This window comes from Flavobacterium sp. GL_143 (genome assembly GCF_057834355.1).
On sequence record NZ_CM174401.1, the window covers coordinates 3,338,819 to 3,357,063 of the forward strand.

Below are 18,245 nucleotides of genomic sequence, written 5' to 3' on the forward strand. Positions count from 1 at the left end.
TTTTATTATTGCATTGGTTCTTTTTTGTTAATGATAAAAAAGTAGTAATACCTTCGTGTATCAAAAAAAGACTTGTTTTTATTAAAACACTTCACTGATAACAGAGCTGTTATATTATCAGTGAGTTGTGTTCTTTGTTATTTTGTTAGATATAAGAATCCATCTTTTTTATTTGTCTGAATTGCACCGTTTCCATCCACAGAAGTGTAATTTAGAATATAAAAGTAAGTTCCTGAAGGAAGACCGTCTGATTGTTTTACGGTTGTTCTTCCTCTTGAAATACCGTCAAAAGCATTTGTTGTATTGTTATAATTTCTAGTTTCAAATACTAGTACTCCCCAACGGTTGTATATTTCGACAGTATTATCTGGATAACATACTGTGTCTTCTATATTGTCGATAACAAATTTATTATTGAAGCTATCGCCATTAGGAGAGAATGCATTATGTACCAGTATTGTTCCGCATGCTAATACTTTACAATCATCATTGATAGAAAGGTTTACAAATATGCTTCTTGGACAAACTTCATCTTGTATTTGGTATTCAAATAAATAGTTACCAACAGGAAGTCCAAAAGAAGTAACTATGTTACCGTTTATAGCATGAGAATTATCAGTATCTATCCAGGTACCAACCGCAGTTGTACTTCTAGGTAATAAATTAAATAAGTTAACCGTAGATGAATCTGCATTACAAGCTTCACTATTAAAAGTTGCAGTTGGTATAACCTCATTTCTAACTGTAATTGTTTGTACCAATATGGTTTTATTACCAGCACAATCAGATAATGTATAGGTTCTGGTTAAGATATATGGACTACCTCCACAACCAGTACCACCGTTATCAGAATCGCTTACCGTTAAATTTACAGTTTGGCTACAATTATCGGTAGGATTAATTACAGCATTAGGATCTGCAACAGGAATAGCTGCAATGTTTTCCAAAGTAATATCAGCAGGAACAGTTCCTGTTGGAGGAGTAGTATCCTTAACAGTAATTACTTGAGTAAATGAAGTTGTGTTTCCTGAACAATCGCTAGTTACCCATTTACGAGTTAGTGTATAATTGGTACTACATTCGTTTTCTATACCAGTTTTTGTTTCAGTATAAACTACAGGCACATCAACATTACAGTTGTCAGATGCAGTTATATTTGCTGCTTCAGGAACTTTATCACATGATACCGTGATATCAGTAGGAAGCTCACCGTTAAATGTTGGTTTCGTAGTATCTTCGATAGTAATTACTTGCGTGAAAGTATCTGTGATATTACCACAATTATCTTTTGCTACCCAACTGTTTGTATAAGTTCCTGCATTTGCACAAGACTCAGAAGCTACAAACTGTCCGCTAGTTTTTTCGATGGTCACCTCACTATCACAATTATCAGTTGCAACAGGAGTACTAGCTTGCGCAGTTGTTAATCCAGCAGTATCACTACATTGAATGGTTATATCCAAACTTCCAGCTAGGGTAGTCCAAGTAGGTATTGTAGTATCTTCAATAGTTATCACTTGCGTGAAAGTGTCGGAAGTGTTACCACATTCGTCTTTAACCGTCCAGGTATTAGTATACGTTCCAGAGTTGCCACAAGATTGAGAAGCTACAAACTGACCGCTAGTTTTAACGATATTAGTCACATCGCTATCACAATTATCAGTAGCCACAGGAGCATTCGCTTGCGCAGAAGTTAAACCTGCTGCATCACTACATTGAATAGTTATATCCAAACTTCCAGCTAGAGTAGTCCAAGTTGGTTTCGTAGTATCTTCGATAGTTATCACTTGCGTGAAAGTGTCAGAAGTATTACCACATTCATCATTAACCGTCCAGGTATTAGTATATGTTCCTGCATTTGCACATGAAGTAGAAGTAACGAATTGTCCGCTAGTTTTAACGATATTAGACACATCGCTATCACAATTATCAGTAGCCACAGGAGCATTCGCTTGCGCAGAAGTTAAACCTGCTGCATCACTACATTGAATAGTTATATCCAAACTTCCAGCTAGAGTAGTCCAAGTTGGTTTCGTAGTATCTTCGATAGTTATCACTTGCGTGAAAGTGTCAGAAGTATTACCACATTCATCATTAACCGTCCAGGTATTAGTATATGTTCCTGCATTTGCACATGAAGTAGAAGTAACGAATTGTCCGCTAGTTTTAACGATATTAGTTACATTGCTATCGCAATTATCAGTAGCCACAGGAGCATTCGCTTGCGCAGAAGTTAAACCTGCTGCATCACTACATTGAATAGTTATATCCAAACTTCCAGCTAGAGTAGTCCAAGTTGGTTTAGTAGTATCTTCGATAGTTATCACTTGCGTGAAAGTGTCGGAAGTATTGCCACATTCGTCTTTAACTGTCCACGTATTAGTATAAGTACCAGCATTACCACAAGATTGAGAAGCTATAAACTGACCGCTAGTTTTAACGATATTAGTTACATCACTATCACAATTATCAGTTGCAACAGGAGCGTTAGCTTGCGCAGAAGTTAAACCTGTAGCATCACTACATTGGATAGTTATATCTAAGCTTCCAGCTTGAGTAGTCCATGTTGGTTTACTTGTATCTTCGATAGTTATCACTTGCGTGAAAGTGTCAGAAGTATTACCACATTTGTCTTTAACTGTCCACGTATTAGTATAAGTACCAGCATTACCACAAGATTGAGAAGCAACGAATTGTCCGCTAGTTTTAACGATATTTGTTACATCACTATCACAATTATCAGTAGCAACAGGAGCACTAGCTTGCGCAGTTGTTAAACCTGCAGCATCACTACATTGGATAGTTATATCCAAACTTCCAACTAGAGTAGTCCAAGTAGGTTTCGTAGTATCTTCGATAGTTATCACTTGCGTGAAAGTGTCAGAAGTATTACCACATTCATCTTTAACCGTCCACGTATTAGTATAAGTTCCTGCATTGCCACAAGATTGAGAAGCTACAAACTGACCGCTAGTTTTAATGATATTAGTTACATCACTATCACAGTTATCAGTAGCAATAGGAGCGTTAGCTTGCGCAGTAGTTAATCCAGCAGCATCGCTACATTGAATAGTTATATCCAAACTTCCAACTAGAGTAGTCCATGTTGGTTTAGTAGTATCTTCGATAGTTATCACTTGCGTGAAAGCATCAGTAATATTACCACAATCATCTTTGGCAACCCAAGTATTAGTATACGTTCCTGCATTAGCACATGAAGTAGAAGCTACAAACAGACCGCTAGTTTTGGTATAAGTAACTATCGAACAATTTGCAGTTGCAGTTGGTGCTTGATTTTGCGCAGTTGTTAATCCTGCAACATCACTACATTGCAATGTAACATCTAATGTTCCTGCTTGAGTAATCCAAGTTGGGATAGCTGTATCCTGAACAGTAATTACCTGAGTAAATACAGTTGAGGTATTATTACAAACATCTTTTGCTGTCCAAGTATTGGTGTAAGTTCCTGTGCTTCCGCAATTACCTCCTTGAAATTGACCACTTACTTTTGTATAAGTTACCGTTCCACCACAATTATCAGTTGCTACAGGAGCATTCGCTTGAGCTGCATTTAATCCTGCGGTATCACTACATTGTAATGTTACATCTAGAGAAGCAGGAGCAGTTGTCCAAGTTGGAGCAGTGATATCTTGTATTGTAATTGTTTGAGTAAATACAGTTGAGGTATTGTTACATACATCTTTCGCAGTCCAAGTATTGGTATATGTTCCAGAGTTGGCACAAGTTCCCGCTACAAAAGTTCCAGATATTTTAGTGTACGTTACTGTTCCACCACAATTATCAGTTGCAACTGGTGCATTTGCTTGAGCAGTTGTTAATCCAGCAGCATCACTACATTGTAAAGTTACATTAAGCGCAGTTGGAGCAGTAGTCCAAGCTGGTGCGGTTGTATCTTGTATTGTAATTACCTGAGTAAATACAGTTGAGGTATTGTTACATACATCTTTCGCCGTCCAGGTATTGGTATATGTTCCAGAGTTGGCACAAGTTCCCGCTACAAAAATTCCGCTGATTTTAGTATATATTACCGTTCCGCCACAATTATCAGTTGCCACAGGAGCATTAGCTTGCGCAGTTGTTAATCCTGCAGTATCGCTACATTCTAGCGTTACATCAAGCGCAGCTGGAGCAGTTGTCCAAGTTGGCGCGGTTGTATCCTGAATAGTAATTACCTGAGTAAATACAGAAGAAACGTTAGTACAAACATCAGTAGCTGTCCAGGTATTAGTATACGTTCCAGAGTTTATACAGTTGCCTTGAGCAAAAATTCCACTGATTTTAGTATACGTTACCGTTCCACCACAATTATCGGTTGCTACAGGAGCATTCGCTTGCGCAGCAGTTAATCCTGCAGTATCGCTACACTGTAAAGTTACATTAAGTGCAATAGGGGCTGTTGTCCAAGTAGGAACCGTTGTATCTTGAATTGTAATTGTTTGAGTAAATACAGTTGATACATTATTACAGACATCAGTTGCTTTCCAAGTATTAGTATAAGTTCCAGAGTTGGCACAAGTTCCAGCAACAAAAGTTCCAGATATTTTAGTATACGTTACTGTTCCACCACAATTATCAGTTGCTACAGGAGCACTAGCTTGCGCAGTTGTTAATCCAGCAGCATCACTACATTGTAAAGTTACATTAAGCGCAGTTGGAGCAGTTGTCCAAGTTGGTGCTGTTGTATCTTGAATGGTAATTACCTGAGTAAATGTTGTAGAAGTATTGTTACATATATCTTTGGCCGTCCAGGTATTGGTATATGTTCCAGAGTTGGCACAAGTTCCGGCTACAAAAGTTCCAGATATTTTAGTGTACGTTACTGTTCCTCCACAATTATCAGTTGCAACTGGTGCATTTGCTTGAGCAGTTGTTAATCCAGCAGCATCACTGCATTGTAAAGTTACATTAAGCGCAGTTGGAGCAGTTGTCCAAGTTGGTGCTGTTGTATCTTGTATTGTAATTGTTTGAGTAAATACAGATGAGGTATTGTTACATACATCTTTGGCAGTCCAAGTATTGGTGTATGTTCCAGAGTTAGCACAAGTTCCCGCTACAAAAGTTCCAGATATTTTAGTATACGTTACTGTTCCGCCACAATTATCGGTTGCAACAGGTGCATTTGCTTGCGCAGTTGTTAATCCAGCAGCATCGCTACATTGTAATGTTACATTAAGCGCAGTTGGAGCAGTTGTCCATGTTGGCGCAGTAGTATCTTGAATTGTAATTGTTTGAGTAAATGTTGTCGAAGTATTGTTACATACATCTTTGGCAGTCCAAGTATTGGTATATGTCCCAGAATTGGCACAAGTTCCAGCTACAAAAGTTCCAGATATTTTAGTATACGTTACTGTTCCACCACAATTATCGGTTGCAACAGGCGCACTTGCTTGCGCAGTTGTTAATCCAGCAGCATCACTGCATTGTAAAGTTACATTAAGCGCCGTTGGAGCAGTTGTCCAAGTTGGTGCTGTTGTATCTTGTATTGTAATTGTTTGAGTAAATACAGTTGAGGTATTATTGCATACATCTTTAGCAGTCCAAGTATTGGTATATGTTCCAGAGTTGGCACAAGTTCCCGCTACAAAAGTTCCACTGATTTTAGTATACGTTACTGTTCCACCACAATTATCTGTTGCAACAGGAGCACTTGCTTGCGCAGTTGTTAATCCAGCAGCATCACTACATTGTAAAGTTACATTAAGCGCAGTTGGAGCAGTTGTCCAAGTTGGTGCTGTTGTATCTTGTATTGTAATTGTTTGAGTAAATACAGTTGAGGTATTATTACATACATCTTTCGCAGTCCAAGTATTGGTATATGTTCCAGAGTTGGCACAAGTTCCCGCTACAAAAGTTCCACTGATTTTAGTGTACGTTACCGTTCCGCCACAATTATCGGTTGCAACGGGTGCACTTGCTTGCGCAGTTGTTAATCCAGCGGCATCGCTACATTGTAAAGTTACATTAAGTGCCGTTGGAGCAGTTGTCCAAGTTGGTGCTGTTGTATCTTGAATTGTAATTGTTTGAGTAAATACAGTTGAGGTATTATTACATACATCTTTGGCGGTCCAGGTATTAGTATATGTTCCAGAGTTTACACAAGTTCCAGCAACAAAAGCACCGCTTATTTTAGTGTACGTTACAGTAGAGCATGCATCAGTTGCAACAGGAGCACTAGCTTGAGCAGTTGTTAATCCAGCAGCATCGCTACATTGTAAAGTTACATTAAGCGCGGTTGGAGCAGTTGTCCAAGTTGGCGGAGTTGTATCTACAACATTAATAGTTTGGCTTACAGGAAGAGATGTATTATTACAAGCATCTTTTGCAGTCCATGTTCTGGTTATTGAATACGTACCTGCGCATGATCCAGGAGTGTTTACATCAACAAACGTTAATGAAGATACTGTGCCACTATTATCGGTAGCAGTAGCTTGGGTAAATGCTGGCACTTGTGGACAATTAATTGTTGAAGGTGCTGGTAATGGATTCACTATTGGTTTAGTTGAATCCCCACTATTTATGGTTACAGGAAGTTGTTGTTGACAACCATTAGCATCAGTTACAGTTACGTTGTAAGCACCAGAAAGAAGGTTTGTTAAATCTTGTGTTGTTGGAGCAAATGGATTTCCATCTTTTGTCCAACTATAAGTATAAGCACCAGTACCACCAGTTACCGCTATGTCTATTGCGCCAGTAGCATCATTATTACATAGCACATCAGTTTTAGAAGTCAAAGTAACAGCTAAGGCAGTTGTAGGTTGTGTAATTGCAATAGTTAAAATTCCTTTACATCCATTTGCGTCTGTTGCAGTAACTTCATAAGATCCAACAGTTAAGCCTGTTAAGTTTTGAGTAGTTGCGTAAGCATTTCCATTTTTCTTCCAAGAATAAGTATAAGGTGCAACACCGCCAGTAGCATTATTAAGGGTTATTGCTCCGGTAGAAGCTCCAAAACATTTTACATTAATATGTGATGCAACAGCTTCGGTTACAACTACATTACTTACGGTTACAATAACAGGTTTTATATCAGAGCAACCAGAGGTGAGATTTTTTCCTTTTATATAATAAGTTCCAGCGGTTGCTGCCGTTGGAGTATTGTAAGGAATGGTAGCAGCAGCATCTTGCCAATAAGTATAAGTTAATCCAGCAGTACTTCCAGCAGTAACAGCTGCGGCAGTAAGGTTTACCGTATTAGGAAAACATACTGGAGCAGGATTGGTAATTACTAAAGTATTAGTGGTAAAACTTTTTGCTTTTAAAAATACACCTGCATCATAAAGTTGATCAGATGCATCGGCAATAGCCATTTTAATTTTATAGGTTTGTCCAGGAGTAACTGCATAAGTTGCGGTAAGAACAGTAGTTGATCCATCATACTCCATAATTGTTGCACCAGGAGCATTATTTACATAATACGATGCGTTTTTAGCTGGAAAAGTATTATTGTTTACATTAGTTCCAGCAGAATGGATGTTGTTTATAGTTACCGCATCATTATTTGGTAATTGAGCAAGATTTACTGCGTTATTAGTATACGTACCTGTGATTCCAGGACCACTTAAGAAAAAACCAAAAGCATCATTAAAATCAGTATTAACATACTCAAGATACTCTTCTGAAGCAAATACAAATTGAAATTCAACAAGATTTCCATCAGGAATAAAATTAAATTCAAGAATAGCTGCATCATGCATTGTTTCACCAGAAATATTTGTTAAGTCTGGATCACTTGCATTATTAACCATCGCATCCGATTTATTTGTATAGGTATTAGGACCCATTGCAGAGTTTATCTTTCCAGTTGCAATTAATAGACCTTCATCAATTGGGAAAGTAGAAGTTCCTTTACTGTAATATCCTAATTGTCTGTCACCAGCGGTTCCAGACCAAACATGATCATTCCAGTTCCAGTTATTTCCACTTTTTTGGTAATAACCAAATCTAACATTGCTTACAATCAAACAGCCAGAAGTTAATATGTTTCTTACTAACTGATCTGCATTATATCCATTGTTTCCAGCAGCTGGATTAGCAACATCTATAGATCCCGCTACCGCTAGTGCTTGTGCTTGTACAGCATCAGAACTTAATAAAGCACTTTTTTTGGCAGTGAATTTATTTTGGTAAGGCGTATTCCCAATTCTAATTGGAATATTTTTTTCTTGAGCATATAGCCCAGAAGAAAAAAAGAATAATCCTAAAATAGTTAATAAAGTAATTTTTTTCATAATCTTTAATTTCAAAAATTAATAGTTTCTCTAAAGTGATATCCTACGTGTAATTTTATTTAAATATAATTTTGGTGCGTTTAGGAATTAAGATCCTTTGAATAGATTTTTTTCTGTTTGGTTTTCCTTTTTCTTGCCTTCATATATTTAACTTTATGTTTTGTGAAATTTTTAATTTTTTAACATAATCAAAGTTATATAGTCTATTTTTAATTGATTTTTTTTTCCTGCAAATGACTCAAATACTCGTTGAAAAGACATTTTTGACCTAAAAAAATGCAAAAAAGACGTTTTGTTTTTGCATTTTTTATTTTTTTAGGAAGTGATTTTTGCAAAAAATTAGGCAAGAAATAATTTTTTATTAATTTGTAATTAATTGATAATCAGTAATTTGAATGTTTTAAATTTTTATTTGAAACATCGACGAAATACATTTATCATAGACTAAGTACATGTTTTCTGTATAAAAAAAACTGGAGATGTTTTTAAAAAGTTAAATCTTTAGATTATTTGTAATTGACAAAATGGGATGCTAAAATTTTTGTGATTTTTTTTAAGAATTTATTAGGAATATTTTTTACTATAAATAGTTCATCACAATAAAGAAGAAATATAAAAAATCAACAAAAGAGATGACCTTATAAAATTCTTTTGTAAATTGTAGCTAAATTTTCAAAGCTGTTTTTGCGATTTAATCATAAATACTTCTTCTTTTTGGAAGTCGTTGAGATTAAAAGCAAAGAGTAAATACAGTAAAAAAGCAAAAGGTTATATTCCATATAAACAAATAGTATCCGTAATATGAAAAATTTAATATTGATCAGACATGCAAAATCAAGTTGGGAAGCACCTTTAAAAGATTTTGACAGACCTTTGGTAAAAAAAGGAATTCATGATGCTCATGACGTTTCAGCTAGTATTTCAAAGTTTCTTCCTAAGACCTATTTGATATGGAGCAGTACAGCTGCTAGAGCTGTAGAAACAGCACTTATTTTTGCACAAAATATTTCATACCCTATAGAAAGTATCATTTATAAGGATGAACTTTATACATTTGATGAGAAACATTTGGAAAAGGTTATCAAATCATGTAATAATGCTTTCGAAAGTGTTATTCTTTTCGGACATAACGAGGCTATTACAAATTTTGTTAATAAATTTGGGGATGTTTTTATAGATAATGTTCCCACATCAGGTTTTGTATCATTACAGTTTGATACAGAAAGTTGGGACAAATTAGATAAAGGCAGAACTCTCAAAACTATTTTCCCCAAAGATTTAAAATGAATACAGTGTACGAACAAAAATATATAGACCGCGAAAAAAGTTGGTTGGCATTTAATGCAAGAGTATTACAGGAAGCAGCCGATATTACAGTACCACTTTTAGACAGATTACGTTTTTTAGGAATATTTTCGAATAATTTAGATGAATTTTTTAGAGTTCGTTATGCAGCCATCCGAAGATTAAGTCTTTCAGGGATTTCTGGCGAAAAATATTTAGGTGGAATATCTGCCCAACAATTGGTGAAAGATATTACTGAGATAGTGATTCAGCAGCAATCTGAGAGCTTGAGGATATTAAGTAATATCGAAACAGAACTGGAAACAGAGAATATCTTTATAATTACTGAAAATGAAATTACAAAAGATCAGGAAGAGTTCTTAAAGAACTTTTTTATTGAAAAATTAAGTCCGGAACTCGTTACAATTATATTAAATGATTTAGCCGAATTTCCTGTTTTAAAAGATACTCTGGGTTATTTGGCAGTGCGTTTAGAGATGAATCATACCGCAGAAGTGCGATATGCAGTAATCGAAATACCAAAAACTATTAATCGATTTGTAGTTTTACCTTCGCATGACGATAAACATTATATTATCTTGATAGATGATGTTATCCGACACAATCTTAGTAGCATTTTTACCATTTTTGATTATAAAAGTGTTTCAGCACATATGATAAAAATTACTCGCGATGCCCAATTAGATATCGATAGTGATTTGAGTAAAAGTATGCTCGAAAAAATAGCAACATCCGTTAAAGATAGACGAATAGGAGAACCAGTTCGTTTTATCTATGACCAATTGATAGAACCAGATACGTTGCAGTTTTTTCTCGAAAAAATGAAAATCATCTCTACAGATAGTATTATTCCTGGAGGAAGATATCATAACCGACGTGATTACATGAATTTTCCTAACCTGGGGAGATACGATTTGTTATATAAAACAAATGTACCATTGCCAATTCCGGGATTGAGTATGGAAGGAAGTATTTTGGAAAAAATCGGTAAAAAAGATTATTTGCTAAATGCTCCATATCAGTCATTTTCGTATGTAACAAAATTTTTGCGTGAAGCAGCTTTAGATCCAAAAGTTACATCAATCAAGATTACATTATATCGTTTAGCAAAGAATTCCCAAATTATTAGTTCTTTGATTAATGCAGCCAAAAACGGAAAAAAAGTAACTGTACAAATAGAGTTGCAAGCCCGATTTGATGAAGCTTCGAATATTTCGTATGCAGAGCAAATGCAAACAGAAGGAATAGAACTTATTTTTGGAATAAAAGGACTAAAAGTACACAGTAAAATATGTGTAATCGAAAGAGTTGATGAGGATAAAACCAAAAGATACGGGTTTATTTCGACAGGAAATTTCAATGAATCAACGGCTAAAATTTATACTGATGTAACATTGTTTACCAGTCATCAGCAAATCTTAAAAGATATCTCCAAGATATTTGAATTCTTTGATATCAATTACAGAGTACATCGTTACAAGCACTTAATAGTGTCACCACATTATACAAGGTCAAAATTTGTAAAATTAATCGATAGAGAGATTCTACACGCTTTGGCTGGTCGTAAAACCTATATAAAACTTAAAATGAATAGTTTGTCTGATTTTAAAATGATCGATAAATTATACGAAGCAAGTAATGCAGGAGTAAAAGTACAATTGCAAGTAAGAGGAATTTGTTCCTTAATTCCGGGAATTCCGGGAATGAGTGAGAATATCGAAGCCATAAGCATTGTCGATAATTACTTAGAACATTCCAGAGTTTATATTTTTGGTAATGCCGGATTGACCGAAGTATATATTTCATCAGCCGATTTTATGACTAGAAATCTAGACGGAAGAGTGGAGGTAACTTGTCCAATTTATGATCAGGCAATAAAAAATGAGTTAATAGATAACTTTAATATTGCTTGGAAAGGGAATGTAAAAGTGCGTTTTCATTCTTATAAACTGGATAATAAATACAAAGCGAGAAATCATCACGCCATATTTAGAGCACAATTAGAAACATATAAATATTACCAAAACAAAGTAAATGCTATAGAAGAAGTTGTGTAAAACCTAATAAACACTGCTTTTATATCAAGATACTTAATTTCAAATCATAAGCGAGAATGATTAAAATAACAAAATATGGAGCAATCGATATTGGATCAAATGCCATGCGATTGTTGATTGTCAATGTGGTAGAACAAGAGGGTAAGGAACCTCAATTTAATAAAAGTTCCCTGGTTCGTGTTCCAATTCGTTTAGGTCAAGATGCCTTTACAGTTGGAGAAATATCTGAAGAAAATATTGAAAGAATGTGTGATGCAATGAAGGCATTCAATCTTTTAATGAAAGTACATAAAGTAGAACGTTATATGGCATTTGCTACATCGGCAATGAGAGAAGCTTATAACGGTAAAGAAGTGGTGGCAATCATCAAGAAAAAAGCGGATATTAAAATTGAGATTATCGATGGAAAAAAAGAAGCAGCCATTATTGCTTCTACAGATTTACATCATTTATTAAAAACAGATCAGACTTATCTTTTTGTTGATGTTGGAGGTGGAAGTACAGAGTTTACATTATTCTCTAACGGGAAAATGGTAACTTCAAGATCATTTAAAGCAGGAACTGTACGATTATTAAACGGTATGGTTTGCGATGTAGTTTGGGATGAAATAGAAAAATGGATCAGAACAAATACTGAAGAATATGAGGAAGTAACCCTTATAGGATCAGGAGGAAACATCAATAAGTTGTTTAAAATGTCGGGGAAACAACAAGAGAAACCGTTGTCATATATTTATATGAATTCGCAATATGCTTTCTTAAATTCTCTAAGCTATGATCAGAGAATAGCCGAATTAGGGCTTAATCCCGATCGTGCCGATGTTATCATTCCTGCAACAAGAATTTATCTTAATGCAATGAAATGGAGTGGAGCAAGACAAATTTATGTTCCAAAAATAGGTCTTTCTGATGGTATTGTAAAAGCAATGTATTACGGTAAGATATAACTAGTAAAAATTAACCCGTTGAACGAAATTAATTTTAACACATAGAAACATAGAATTTACATTCTTTAAAAAGGCATTCCATTTATTTAAAATAAACATAGCTATCTATGTGAAAGAAATGTATTTCTGTTTGAGTTCTTTTTTAGGTATAAGCCCTATGTTTCTATGTGGTGATTTTTTTATTAACTACAACCACGAGTTGTACTATTTAATACTATATGAATAAAACGAGATTAGAGGCTTTTAGTGATGGTGTTTTGGCAATTATAATTACCATAATGGTTCTTGAAATTAAAGTTCCCCACGGAGAAAGTTTTAAGGATTTAATGCCTCTTTTTTCTAAATTTATCAGTTATATTTTAAGTTTTATCTACATCGGTATTTACTGGAATAATCATCATTATTTGCTACACGGACTCACCAAAGTCAATGCTAAAATTCTATGGGCAAATTTGCATTTACTTTTTTGGCTTTCATTAGTTCCTGTTTCTACAGGCTGGATGGGAGAGCATAATTTTGCCAAACCCGCAATGACTTTATATGGTTTTACATTGCTATTGTCTGCAATTGCTTATGTTATTTTGCAAAAGATTATTGTTTCGAGTGAAGGTAAAAATTCGGCTTTAGCCAAAACATTAGGTAAAGATTTAAAAGGAAAAGCTTCTATGGTTTTGTATGCTATAGGAATCATTAGTTCTTTTTATAACGAATGGATTTCTGGAGCTTGTTATTTTATAGTGGCGTTATTATGGTTGATTCCAGATAAAAGAATCGAAAATATTTTTATCTCAGCCGAAAAAGCAATCGATTCATAAAACCTCACAATTCTTTCCGCTTTACTTTACCCATAATAAAACATAATGAAATCAATATTTCAATCTCTTCAGATTTTACCTTCGGATGAATTAGACAAATTAGATGGTTTAATTACCAAGAGAAAATTAAAAAAAGGTGATTTTTTAATTCAGGAAAGTCAAATATCCAAAGAGATAGTTCTGATAAAATCGGGTGCTTTACGCTCTTTTTATATCAATAACGAAGGAGAAGAAATCACAAACTGTATTACATTCGAGAATGAATTTATGTCTGCTTTTGCTAGTTTTATTACCCAAAAACCAACCGAAGAGAATATCCAGGCATTATTTGATACTGAGCTTGAAGTGATAAGTCACGCCAGTATTGAACACCTTTATGAGAATAGTATATATTGGCAAAAAGTAGGGCGAATAATAGCCGAAATGCAATATATAAACTTAGAACAACGCATCTTATCTTTTCAAAAACTTACAGGAAAAGAGCGATACGAAACACTTTTTAAAAATCATCCTAACTATATTCAGTTAATTCCGTTACAATATTTAGCTTCGTTTTTAGGAGTTACGCCAAGACATTTAAGCCGAATTAGAAAAGCTATTTTATAGGACATTTGTCTAGTTATTGAGAGGTATTACGTCATTAATTTTGCTGAAAACAATAGTAATGATGAGAAAAAATATTTTAGTAATTGGAGGAACAGGATTAGTAGGCAAAGTTATTTTACGTATTCTTAAAGCAAGAAATCCTGATTACAATCTATTTATAGGGAGCCGTCAATTAGGAAATACGGCTAATGATTTGGTTATTGATGTGAATAACTCAAAAACATTTGATTCGATTACACACAATAAAATCGATTTGATAGTAATGTGTACTAAAGATAGTAACAATGCAGTTTTACAATTTGCAATACAAAACAAACTCGATTATATTGATATTACAAAACCAACTCCAGATTTAACTGTAGCTTATAATTTGGCTATAGCAAATAAGCAAAATGTAAATAGTCGTATAGTTTTTAGCTCAGGTTGGATGGGAGGAATTGTAGGTAGCTTGATTGATTTTGTGGAACCTGATAAGCGTAAAATTCAAGAAACCAATCTTTATATCTATTATTCAGTAAAAGATTTAGCTGGGAAAAGTTCCGCCAATTTTTTAGCCGAAAATGTTTGCAAACCATTTATCGTTTATAAAAATAATAAGCCACAGGAAGCAAAACACTTTTTAGATTCTGAGAAGTTTAATTTTGAGTTTGGGATAGGAAAACGCCAAGCTTATAATCTGGATGTTCCGGATTTGTTTATTTTAAATCAGGTAGAAAAGATACCAACGGTTTCAGTTAAGATGACTTATAATTCTAAATTTGTAACTAGTTTAATGGGGTATTTTCAATCGCTAAAGTTTTTTAATATCATGTCTTTAAAAGAAAGACAATTGATGTTTGGCTCAAGTGGAAACGGAGATCAAACTGTTTTTGAAGTTGTTATTAAAACTCAGGTTAAAACAAAAAAGATTAGCTTACAAAGTAGTAAAGGTCAAGCCGAATTAACTGCATTTTCTACTGTTTTGCATATCGAAAAGATGTTAAGTGAGACTTTATCTGGCGGAATCTATTTTAGTCATCAAATGCATTCATCTAAAGAAGTTTACGAAGCATTAAATAGTTATAACACAATCAATCTTAAAATAAGCTAGCAGAACATGAAAAATATTCTAATTATAAACGGACATCCTAATCCAGCGAGTTTTAATTTTGCTTTAGTCGAAGCTTATAAAAAAGGAGCATTAAAAACTGATGCTAAAATAGAAACGATTACAATTGCCGATTTAAAGTTTAGCCCCAATTTACAATTTGGTTACCAAAAAAGAACCGAATTAGAACCTGATTTAATAGAGTCTTGGGACAAAATAAAAAAAGCAGATCATTTGGTTTGGATACATCCAGTTTGGTGGGGAGGTTTGCCAGCAATAACCAAAGGATTTATTGATCGTCTTTTTTTACCTGGAATGGCTTTTCAGTACCGTGAAAATTCTGTTTGGTGGGACAAACTTCTAAAAGGTAAAACGGCTCATATTATTACAACTCTCGATCAGCCCGGCTGGTATTACAGATTGGTTTTTGGAAGACCAAGTGTGAACCAGTTAAAGAAATCGACTTTAGAATTTTGTGGTATAACACCAGTTAAGGTAAGTTATATCGGAGTTATAAAAACATCTGATAATAACCAAAGAGAAAAATGGTTGACTAAAGTTTATAATCTTGGATTAAAAAATAAGTGATTTTTTGCCACTGATTTAAATGATTTATCCCGTCCCAACATTTCGGGATTGGGATTGAGAACCTAGCGTAAAACCTTTGAACCTTTGTGTCTCAGAACCTTAGAGCCTCTTTTTAAATTACCCTTGTAAATCTAATCCAAATGTTGTTTTTAAAAGCTCAATGTTTGGATTTATTTCTAATAAACGGTTGTAACGATCCTGGTCATTATAGCTTCTTTTGCTTTCGTAAGCTTCATTTACAATTACATTAATTGTGATATCATGATTATGCAAATGACCTCTTAAGTGACCTAAGATACCGTGCATTTCTTTCTCAAAATCAAGTTTAGAACCTTCGTTGGGTAATTCGATGCTTATAGAAGTTCCGTTTAAAACAGGATCGTTTATAAGCAATAACGATTCCATTATCTTAAATCCTTTTTCACCTAAACGTTGTGCATACTTATTCCATTGCAATAACATTTCAGTTTCAGTAAAATCTTCCGTAGGTAAATCAGCTGTAGTAGGCTTTACGTAAGATTTACTGCTTTCTTCTAATTCTTTCTTCTTGCGAATACTCGATAATGAAAATGCCGAAATACCAGATATTGTTGTGCTTGGTACAACAGGTGCTTTCTGTGGGGCTACAATTTCTGCTTTAACAGATACAGGAGCTACATTGGGAGTTACGGGTACAGAAGTTTGTTCTTTCTTTTCGGCAGAAGGTTTAACTTCTGTGATTGAGAAAGTAGGATTTCTATAATAAGTAGGCGGAATTATATATTGGTCAACTTTTTTTTTTCTCCATCAAAATTGATAGAGGCCAATTGCATTAAACTAAGTTCAACCAAAAGACGTTGATTTTGACTCAATTTATATTTTAAATCACAATCATTAGCAATTTCAATTCCTTTTAGTAAAAATTCCTGAGAAGCTTTTTGAGATTGCACCCCATACATTTGTTGTGCTTGTTCACCAACTTCTAGAAGTGATAAAGTAGCAGGAGTTTTGCTTACCAATAAATCTCTAAAATGTGATGCTAAACCAGCAATAAAATGATGTCCATCAAAACCTTTAGCTAGGATATCATTGTATGCCATTAATAATTCAGGGATTTTATTTTCTAGGATAAAATCGGTGATAGCAATATAGGTTTCATAATCTAGAACGTTCAGGTTTTCGGTAACTGCCTGGCGTGTTAAATTAGTACCACAATAAGAAACAACTCTATCAAAAATTGATAAAGCATCACGCATAGCGCCATCCGCTTTTTGTGCAATAATATGTAGTGCATCGTCTTCAAAAACAACACCCTGACTTGTTGCAACTTCAGCTAAATGTTCTTTAGCATCTTTTACGGTAATTCTTTTGAAATCGAAAATCTGGCAACGAGATAAAATCGTCGGAATGATTTTATGTTTCTCTGTTGTTGCTAATATAAAGATGGCATGTTTAGGCGGTTCTTCTAATGTTTTTAAGAAAGCATTAAAAGCTGCAGATGACAACATGTGGACCTCATCTATAATATATACTTTGTATTGTCCTGTTTGTGGCGGGATTCTAACCTGATCAATCAAGTTACGGATATCGTCTACAGAGTTGTTTGAAGCAGCATCGAGTTCAAAAACGTTAAATGCAAAATCTTCGTTTGGATCATCATAACCTGGTTGGTTTATTTTTCGGGCAAGAATACGAGCACAAGTTGTTTTACCAACTCCACGTGGTCCTGTAAATAATAAAGCCGAAGCAAGATGATTACTATCTATGGCATTAAGTAAAGTGTTGGTAATGGCTTTTTGTCCCACAACATCCTTAAATGTCTGCGGGCGATACTTACGAGCCGATACTACAAATTGTTCCATAGTTTGTTTATTGGGTAGCAAAGATAAGATTTTTGTTTATTTTTTTAGAGGTATTTTGTTTATTTGATGAATATCTTTTTCTTCAGAATTATAAAGATTAAAAATGAAAATAATAGTATATTGACAATCAAAGAAATGATAATATACCTGCTATAACTTTCTATTTTTAGCTCTGTTTTTTCTTTTTCAGAAATTATATTTTGAGAGGATTTGTACGCTCTTAATTGTTCTAATTGATAAAAGAAAGTTGTGAGTGTTTCATTTCTTATTTTTAAGTTATCTACTTCGCAAGTAATAGAGTCTAATTTGGTTGTTTTCTGTCCGTAAATACCATGAATTGGAATTGGAGGAAGAAAACCAGTCCCTATTTCCATTGTTTGAGTTGGAGATCTTAAATCTAGGGTTATTGTTTTCTTGTCTTTATTGAATAGTGCATAAACTATCCATAAATCCTTTTTTAAAGGATATATGGGATAATCAGTTTCGTCACTTTTAGCATTAATAATTTTGGAATTATAATTTCCTTTAAATAATTCTAAAATTCTGAAAGTAGAGATTTTATTGATTGTATCTATTTTAATTAGTTCACCATAAAAGATTATATCAGCATCCTTAATCCCTTGATTAACCATTGCTTCTTTTTTTAAGCGTCTAAATTCACTTGAATAAGAATAATTATAATAGCAAAAGAATACTAAGAATAAGATGTACTTTAATTTCATGGAGTTGATTTTAATACAATAATACTAT

The 18,245-nt window shown here is 34.1% G+C and carries 12 protein-coding genes; 8 read left to right on the forward strand and 4 right to left on the reverse strand.

From position 1 onward, the window contains the following. Nucleotides 1-137: 137 nt before the first annotated feature. Nucleotides 138-8,249, reverse strand: coding sequence for an HYR-like domain-containing protein (locus AC3IPI_RS14480; protein WP_489153575.1), 8,112 nt, complete (start codon nucleotides 8,247-8,249; stop codon nucleotides 138-140). An 801-nt stretch (nucleotides 8,250-9,050) separates the two neighbouring features. Between AC3IPI_RS14480 and AC3IPI_RS14485 the strand changes: the two genes are divergently transcribed. The 7 genes from AC3IPI_RS14485 to AC3IPI_RS14515 all read left to right on the forward strand — a co-directional run bounded on the left by AC3IPI_RS14485 (nucleotide 9,051) and on the right by AC3IPI_RS14515 (nucleotide 15,654). Further along, the gene (locus AC3IPI_RS14485) at nucleotides 9,051-9,536 is read left to right on the forward strand and encodes a SixA phosphatase family protein (RefSeq protein ID WP_039116346.1); all 486 of its coding nucleotides are present in this window, start codon (nucleotides 9,051-9,053) and stop codon (nucleotides 9,534-9,536) included. Next, nucleotides 9,533-11,611: a polyphosphate kinase 1 gene (gene ppk1, locus AC3IPI_RS14490; RefSeq protein ID WP_086896183.1), complete on the forward strand. Its 2,079-nt coding sequence runs from the start codon at nucleotides 9,533-9,535 to the stop codon at nucleotides 11,609-11,611. Before AC3IPI_RS14485 ends, ppk1 begins: the two co-directional genes overlap by 4 nt. 56 nt (nucleotides 11,612-11,667) lie before the next feature. After that, complete coding sequence (locus tag AC3IPI_RS14495) at nucleotides 11,668-12,558, forward strand: Ppx/GppA phosphatase family protein (RefSeq protein WP_039119302.1); 891 nt, start codon at nucleotides 11,668-11,670, stop codon at nucleotides 12,556-12,558. Between the two features lie 218 nt (nucleotides 12,559-12,776). Then, nucleotides 12,777-13,373, forward strand: a complete 597-nt coding sequence (locus tag AC3IPI_RS14500; protein WP_086896184.1) for a TMEM175 family protein — start codon at nucleotides 12,777-12,779, stop codon at nucleotides 13,371-13,373. Between the two features lie 45 nt (nucleotides 13,374-13,418). Continuing rightward, nucleotides 13,419-13,979, forward strand: a complete 561-nt coding sequence (locus AC3IPI_RS14505; RefSeq protein WP_039119304.1) for a Crp/Fnr family transcriptional regulator — start codon at nucleotides 13,419-13,421, stop codon at nucleotides 13,977-13,979. A gap of 58 nt (nucleotides 13,980-14,037) precedes the next feature. Next, on the forward strand, nucleotides 14,038-15,069 hold the full coding sequence (locus AC3IPI_RS14510) for a saccharopine dehydrogenase family protein (protein ID WP_489153579.1): 1,032 nt from the start codon (nucleotides 14,038-14,040) through the stop codon (nucleotides 15,067-15,069). Between the two features lie 6 nt (nucleotides 15,070-15,075). Next, a complete protein-coding gene (locus tag AC3IPI_RS14515; protein ID WP_489153581.1) occupies nucleotides 15,076-15,654 on the forward strand; it encodes an NAD(P)H-dependent oxidoreductase in 579 nt (192 codons plus the stop codon). Between the two features lie 117 nt (nucleotides 15,655-15,771). Here AC3IPI_RS14515 and AC3IPI_RS14520 read toward each other — a convergent pair whose 3' ends face one another. After that, nucleotides 15,772-16,116 (reverse strand): DNA polymerase III, encoded by a 345-nt coding sequence (locus tag AC3IPI_RS14520; protein ID WP_082001868.1) that lies wholly within the window; start codon nucleotides 16,114-16,116, stop codon nucleotides 15,772-15,774. An 85-nt stretch (nucleotides 16,117-16,201) separates the two neighbouring features. On the opposite strand from AC3IPI_RS14520, the gene AC3IPI_RS14525 reads away from it, so the two are divergent. Then, nucleotides 16,202-16,396 (forward strand): hypothetical protein, encoded by a 195-nt coding sequence (locus AC3IPI_RS14525; RefSeq protein WP_489153584.1) that lies wholly within the window; start codon nucleotides 16,202-16,204, stop codon nucleotides 16,394-16,396. Between the two features lie 13 nt (nucleotides 16,397-16,409). On the opposite strand, the gene dnaX is transcribed toward AC3IPI_RS14525, so the two are convergent. Further along, on the reverse strand, nucleotides 16,410-17,495 hold the full coding sequence (gene dnaX / locus AC3IPI_RS14530) for a DNA polymerase III subunit gamma/tau (RefSeq protein WP_039116355.1): 1,086 nt from the start codon (nucleotides 17,493-17,495) through the stop codon (nucleotides 16,410-16,412). Between the two features lie 59 nt (nucleotides 17,496-17,554). Beyond that, nucleotides 17,555-18,217 (reverse strand): hypothetical protein, encoded by a 663-nt coding sequence (locus AC3IPI_RS14535; protein WP_489153587.1) that lies wholly within the window; start codon nucleotides 18,215-18,217, stop codon nucleotides 17,555-17,557. Nucleotides 18,218-18,245 lie beyond the last annotated feature (28 nt).

Bases quoted from the DNA above. Each gene is read 5' to 3' on its own strand.
- AC3IPI_RS14480 (WP_489153575.1), bottom strand. From the start codon at position 8,249: ATGAAAAAAATTACTTTATTAACTATTTTAGGATTATTCTTTTTTTCT.
- AC3IPI_RS14485 (WP_039116346.1), top strand. From the start codon at position 9,051: ATGAAAAATTTAATATTGATCAGACATGCAAAATCAAGTTGGGAAGCA.
- ppk1 (WP_086896183.1), top strand. From the start codon at position 9,533: ATGAATACAGTGTACGAACAAAAATATATAGACCGCGAAAAAAGTTGG.
- AC3IPI_RS14495 (WP_039119302.1), top strand. From the start codon at position 11,668: ATGATTAAAATAACAAAATATGGAGCAATCGATATTGGATCAAATGCC.
- AC3IPI_RS14500 (WP_086896184.1), top strand. From the start codon at position 12,777: ATGAATAAAACGAGATTAGAGGCTTTTAGTGATGGTGTTTTGGCAATT.
- AC3IPI_RS14505 (WP_039119304.1), top strand. From the start codon at position 13,419: ATGAAATCAATATTTCAATCTCTTCAGATTTTACCTTCGGATGAATTA.
- AC3IPI_RS14510 (WP_489153579.1), top strand. From the start codon at position 14,038: ATGATGAGAAAAAATATTTTAGTAATTGGAGGAACAGGATTAGTAGGC.
- AC3IPI_RS14515 (WP_489153581.1), top strand. From the start codon at position 15,076: ATGAAAAATATTCTAATTATAAACGGACATCCTAATCCAGCGAGTTTT.
- AC3IPI_RS14520 (WP_082001868.1), bottom strand. From the start codon at position 16,116: ATGTTATTGCAATGGAATAAGTATGCACAACGTTTAGGTGAAAAAGGA.
- dnaX (WP_039116355.1), bottom strand. From the start codon at position 17,495: ATGGAACAATTTGTAGTATCGGCTCGTAAGTATCGCCCGCAGACATTT.
- AC3IPI_RS14535 (WP_489153587.1), bottom strand. From the start codon at position 18,217: ATGAAATTAAAGTACATCTTATTCTTAGTATTCTTTTGCTATTATAAT.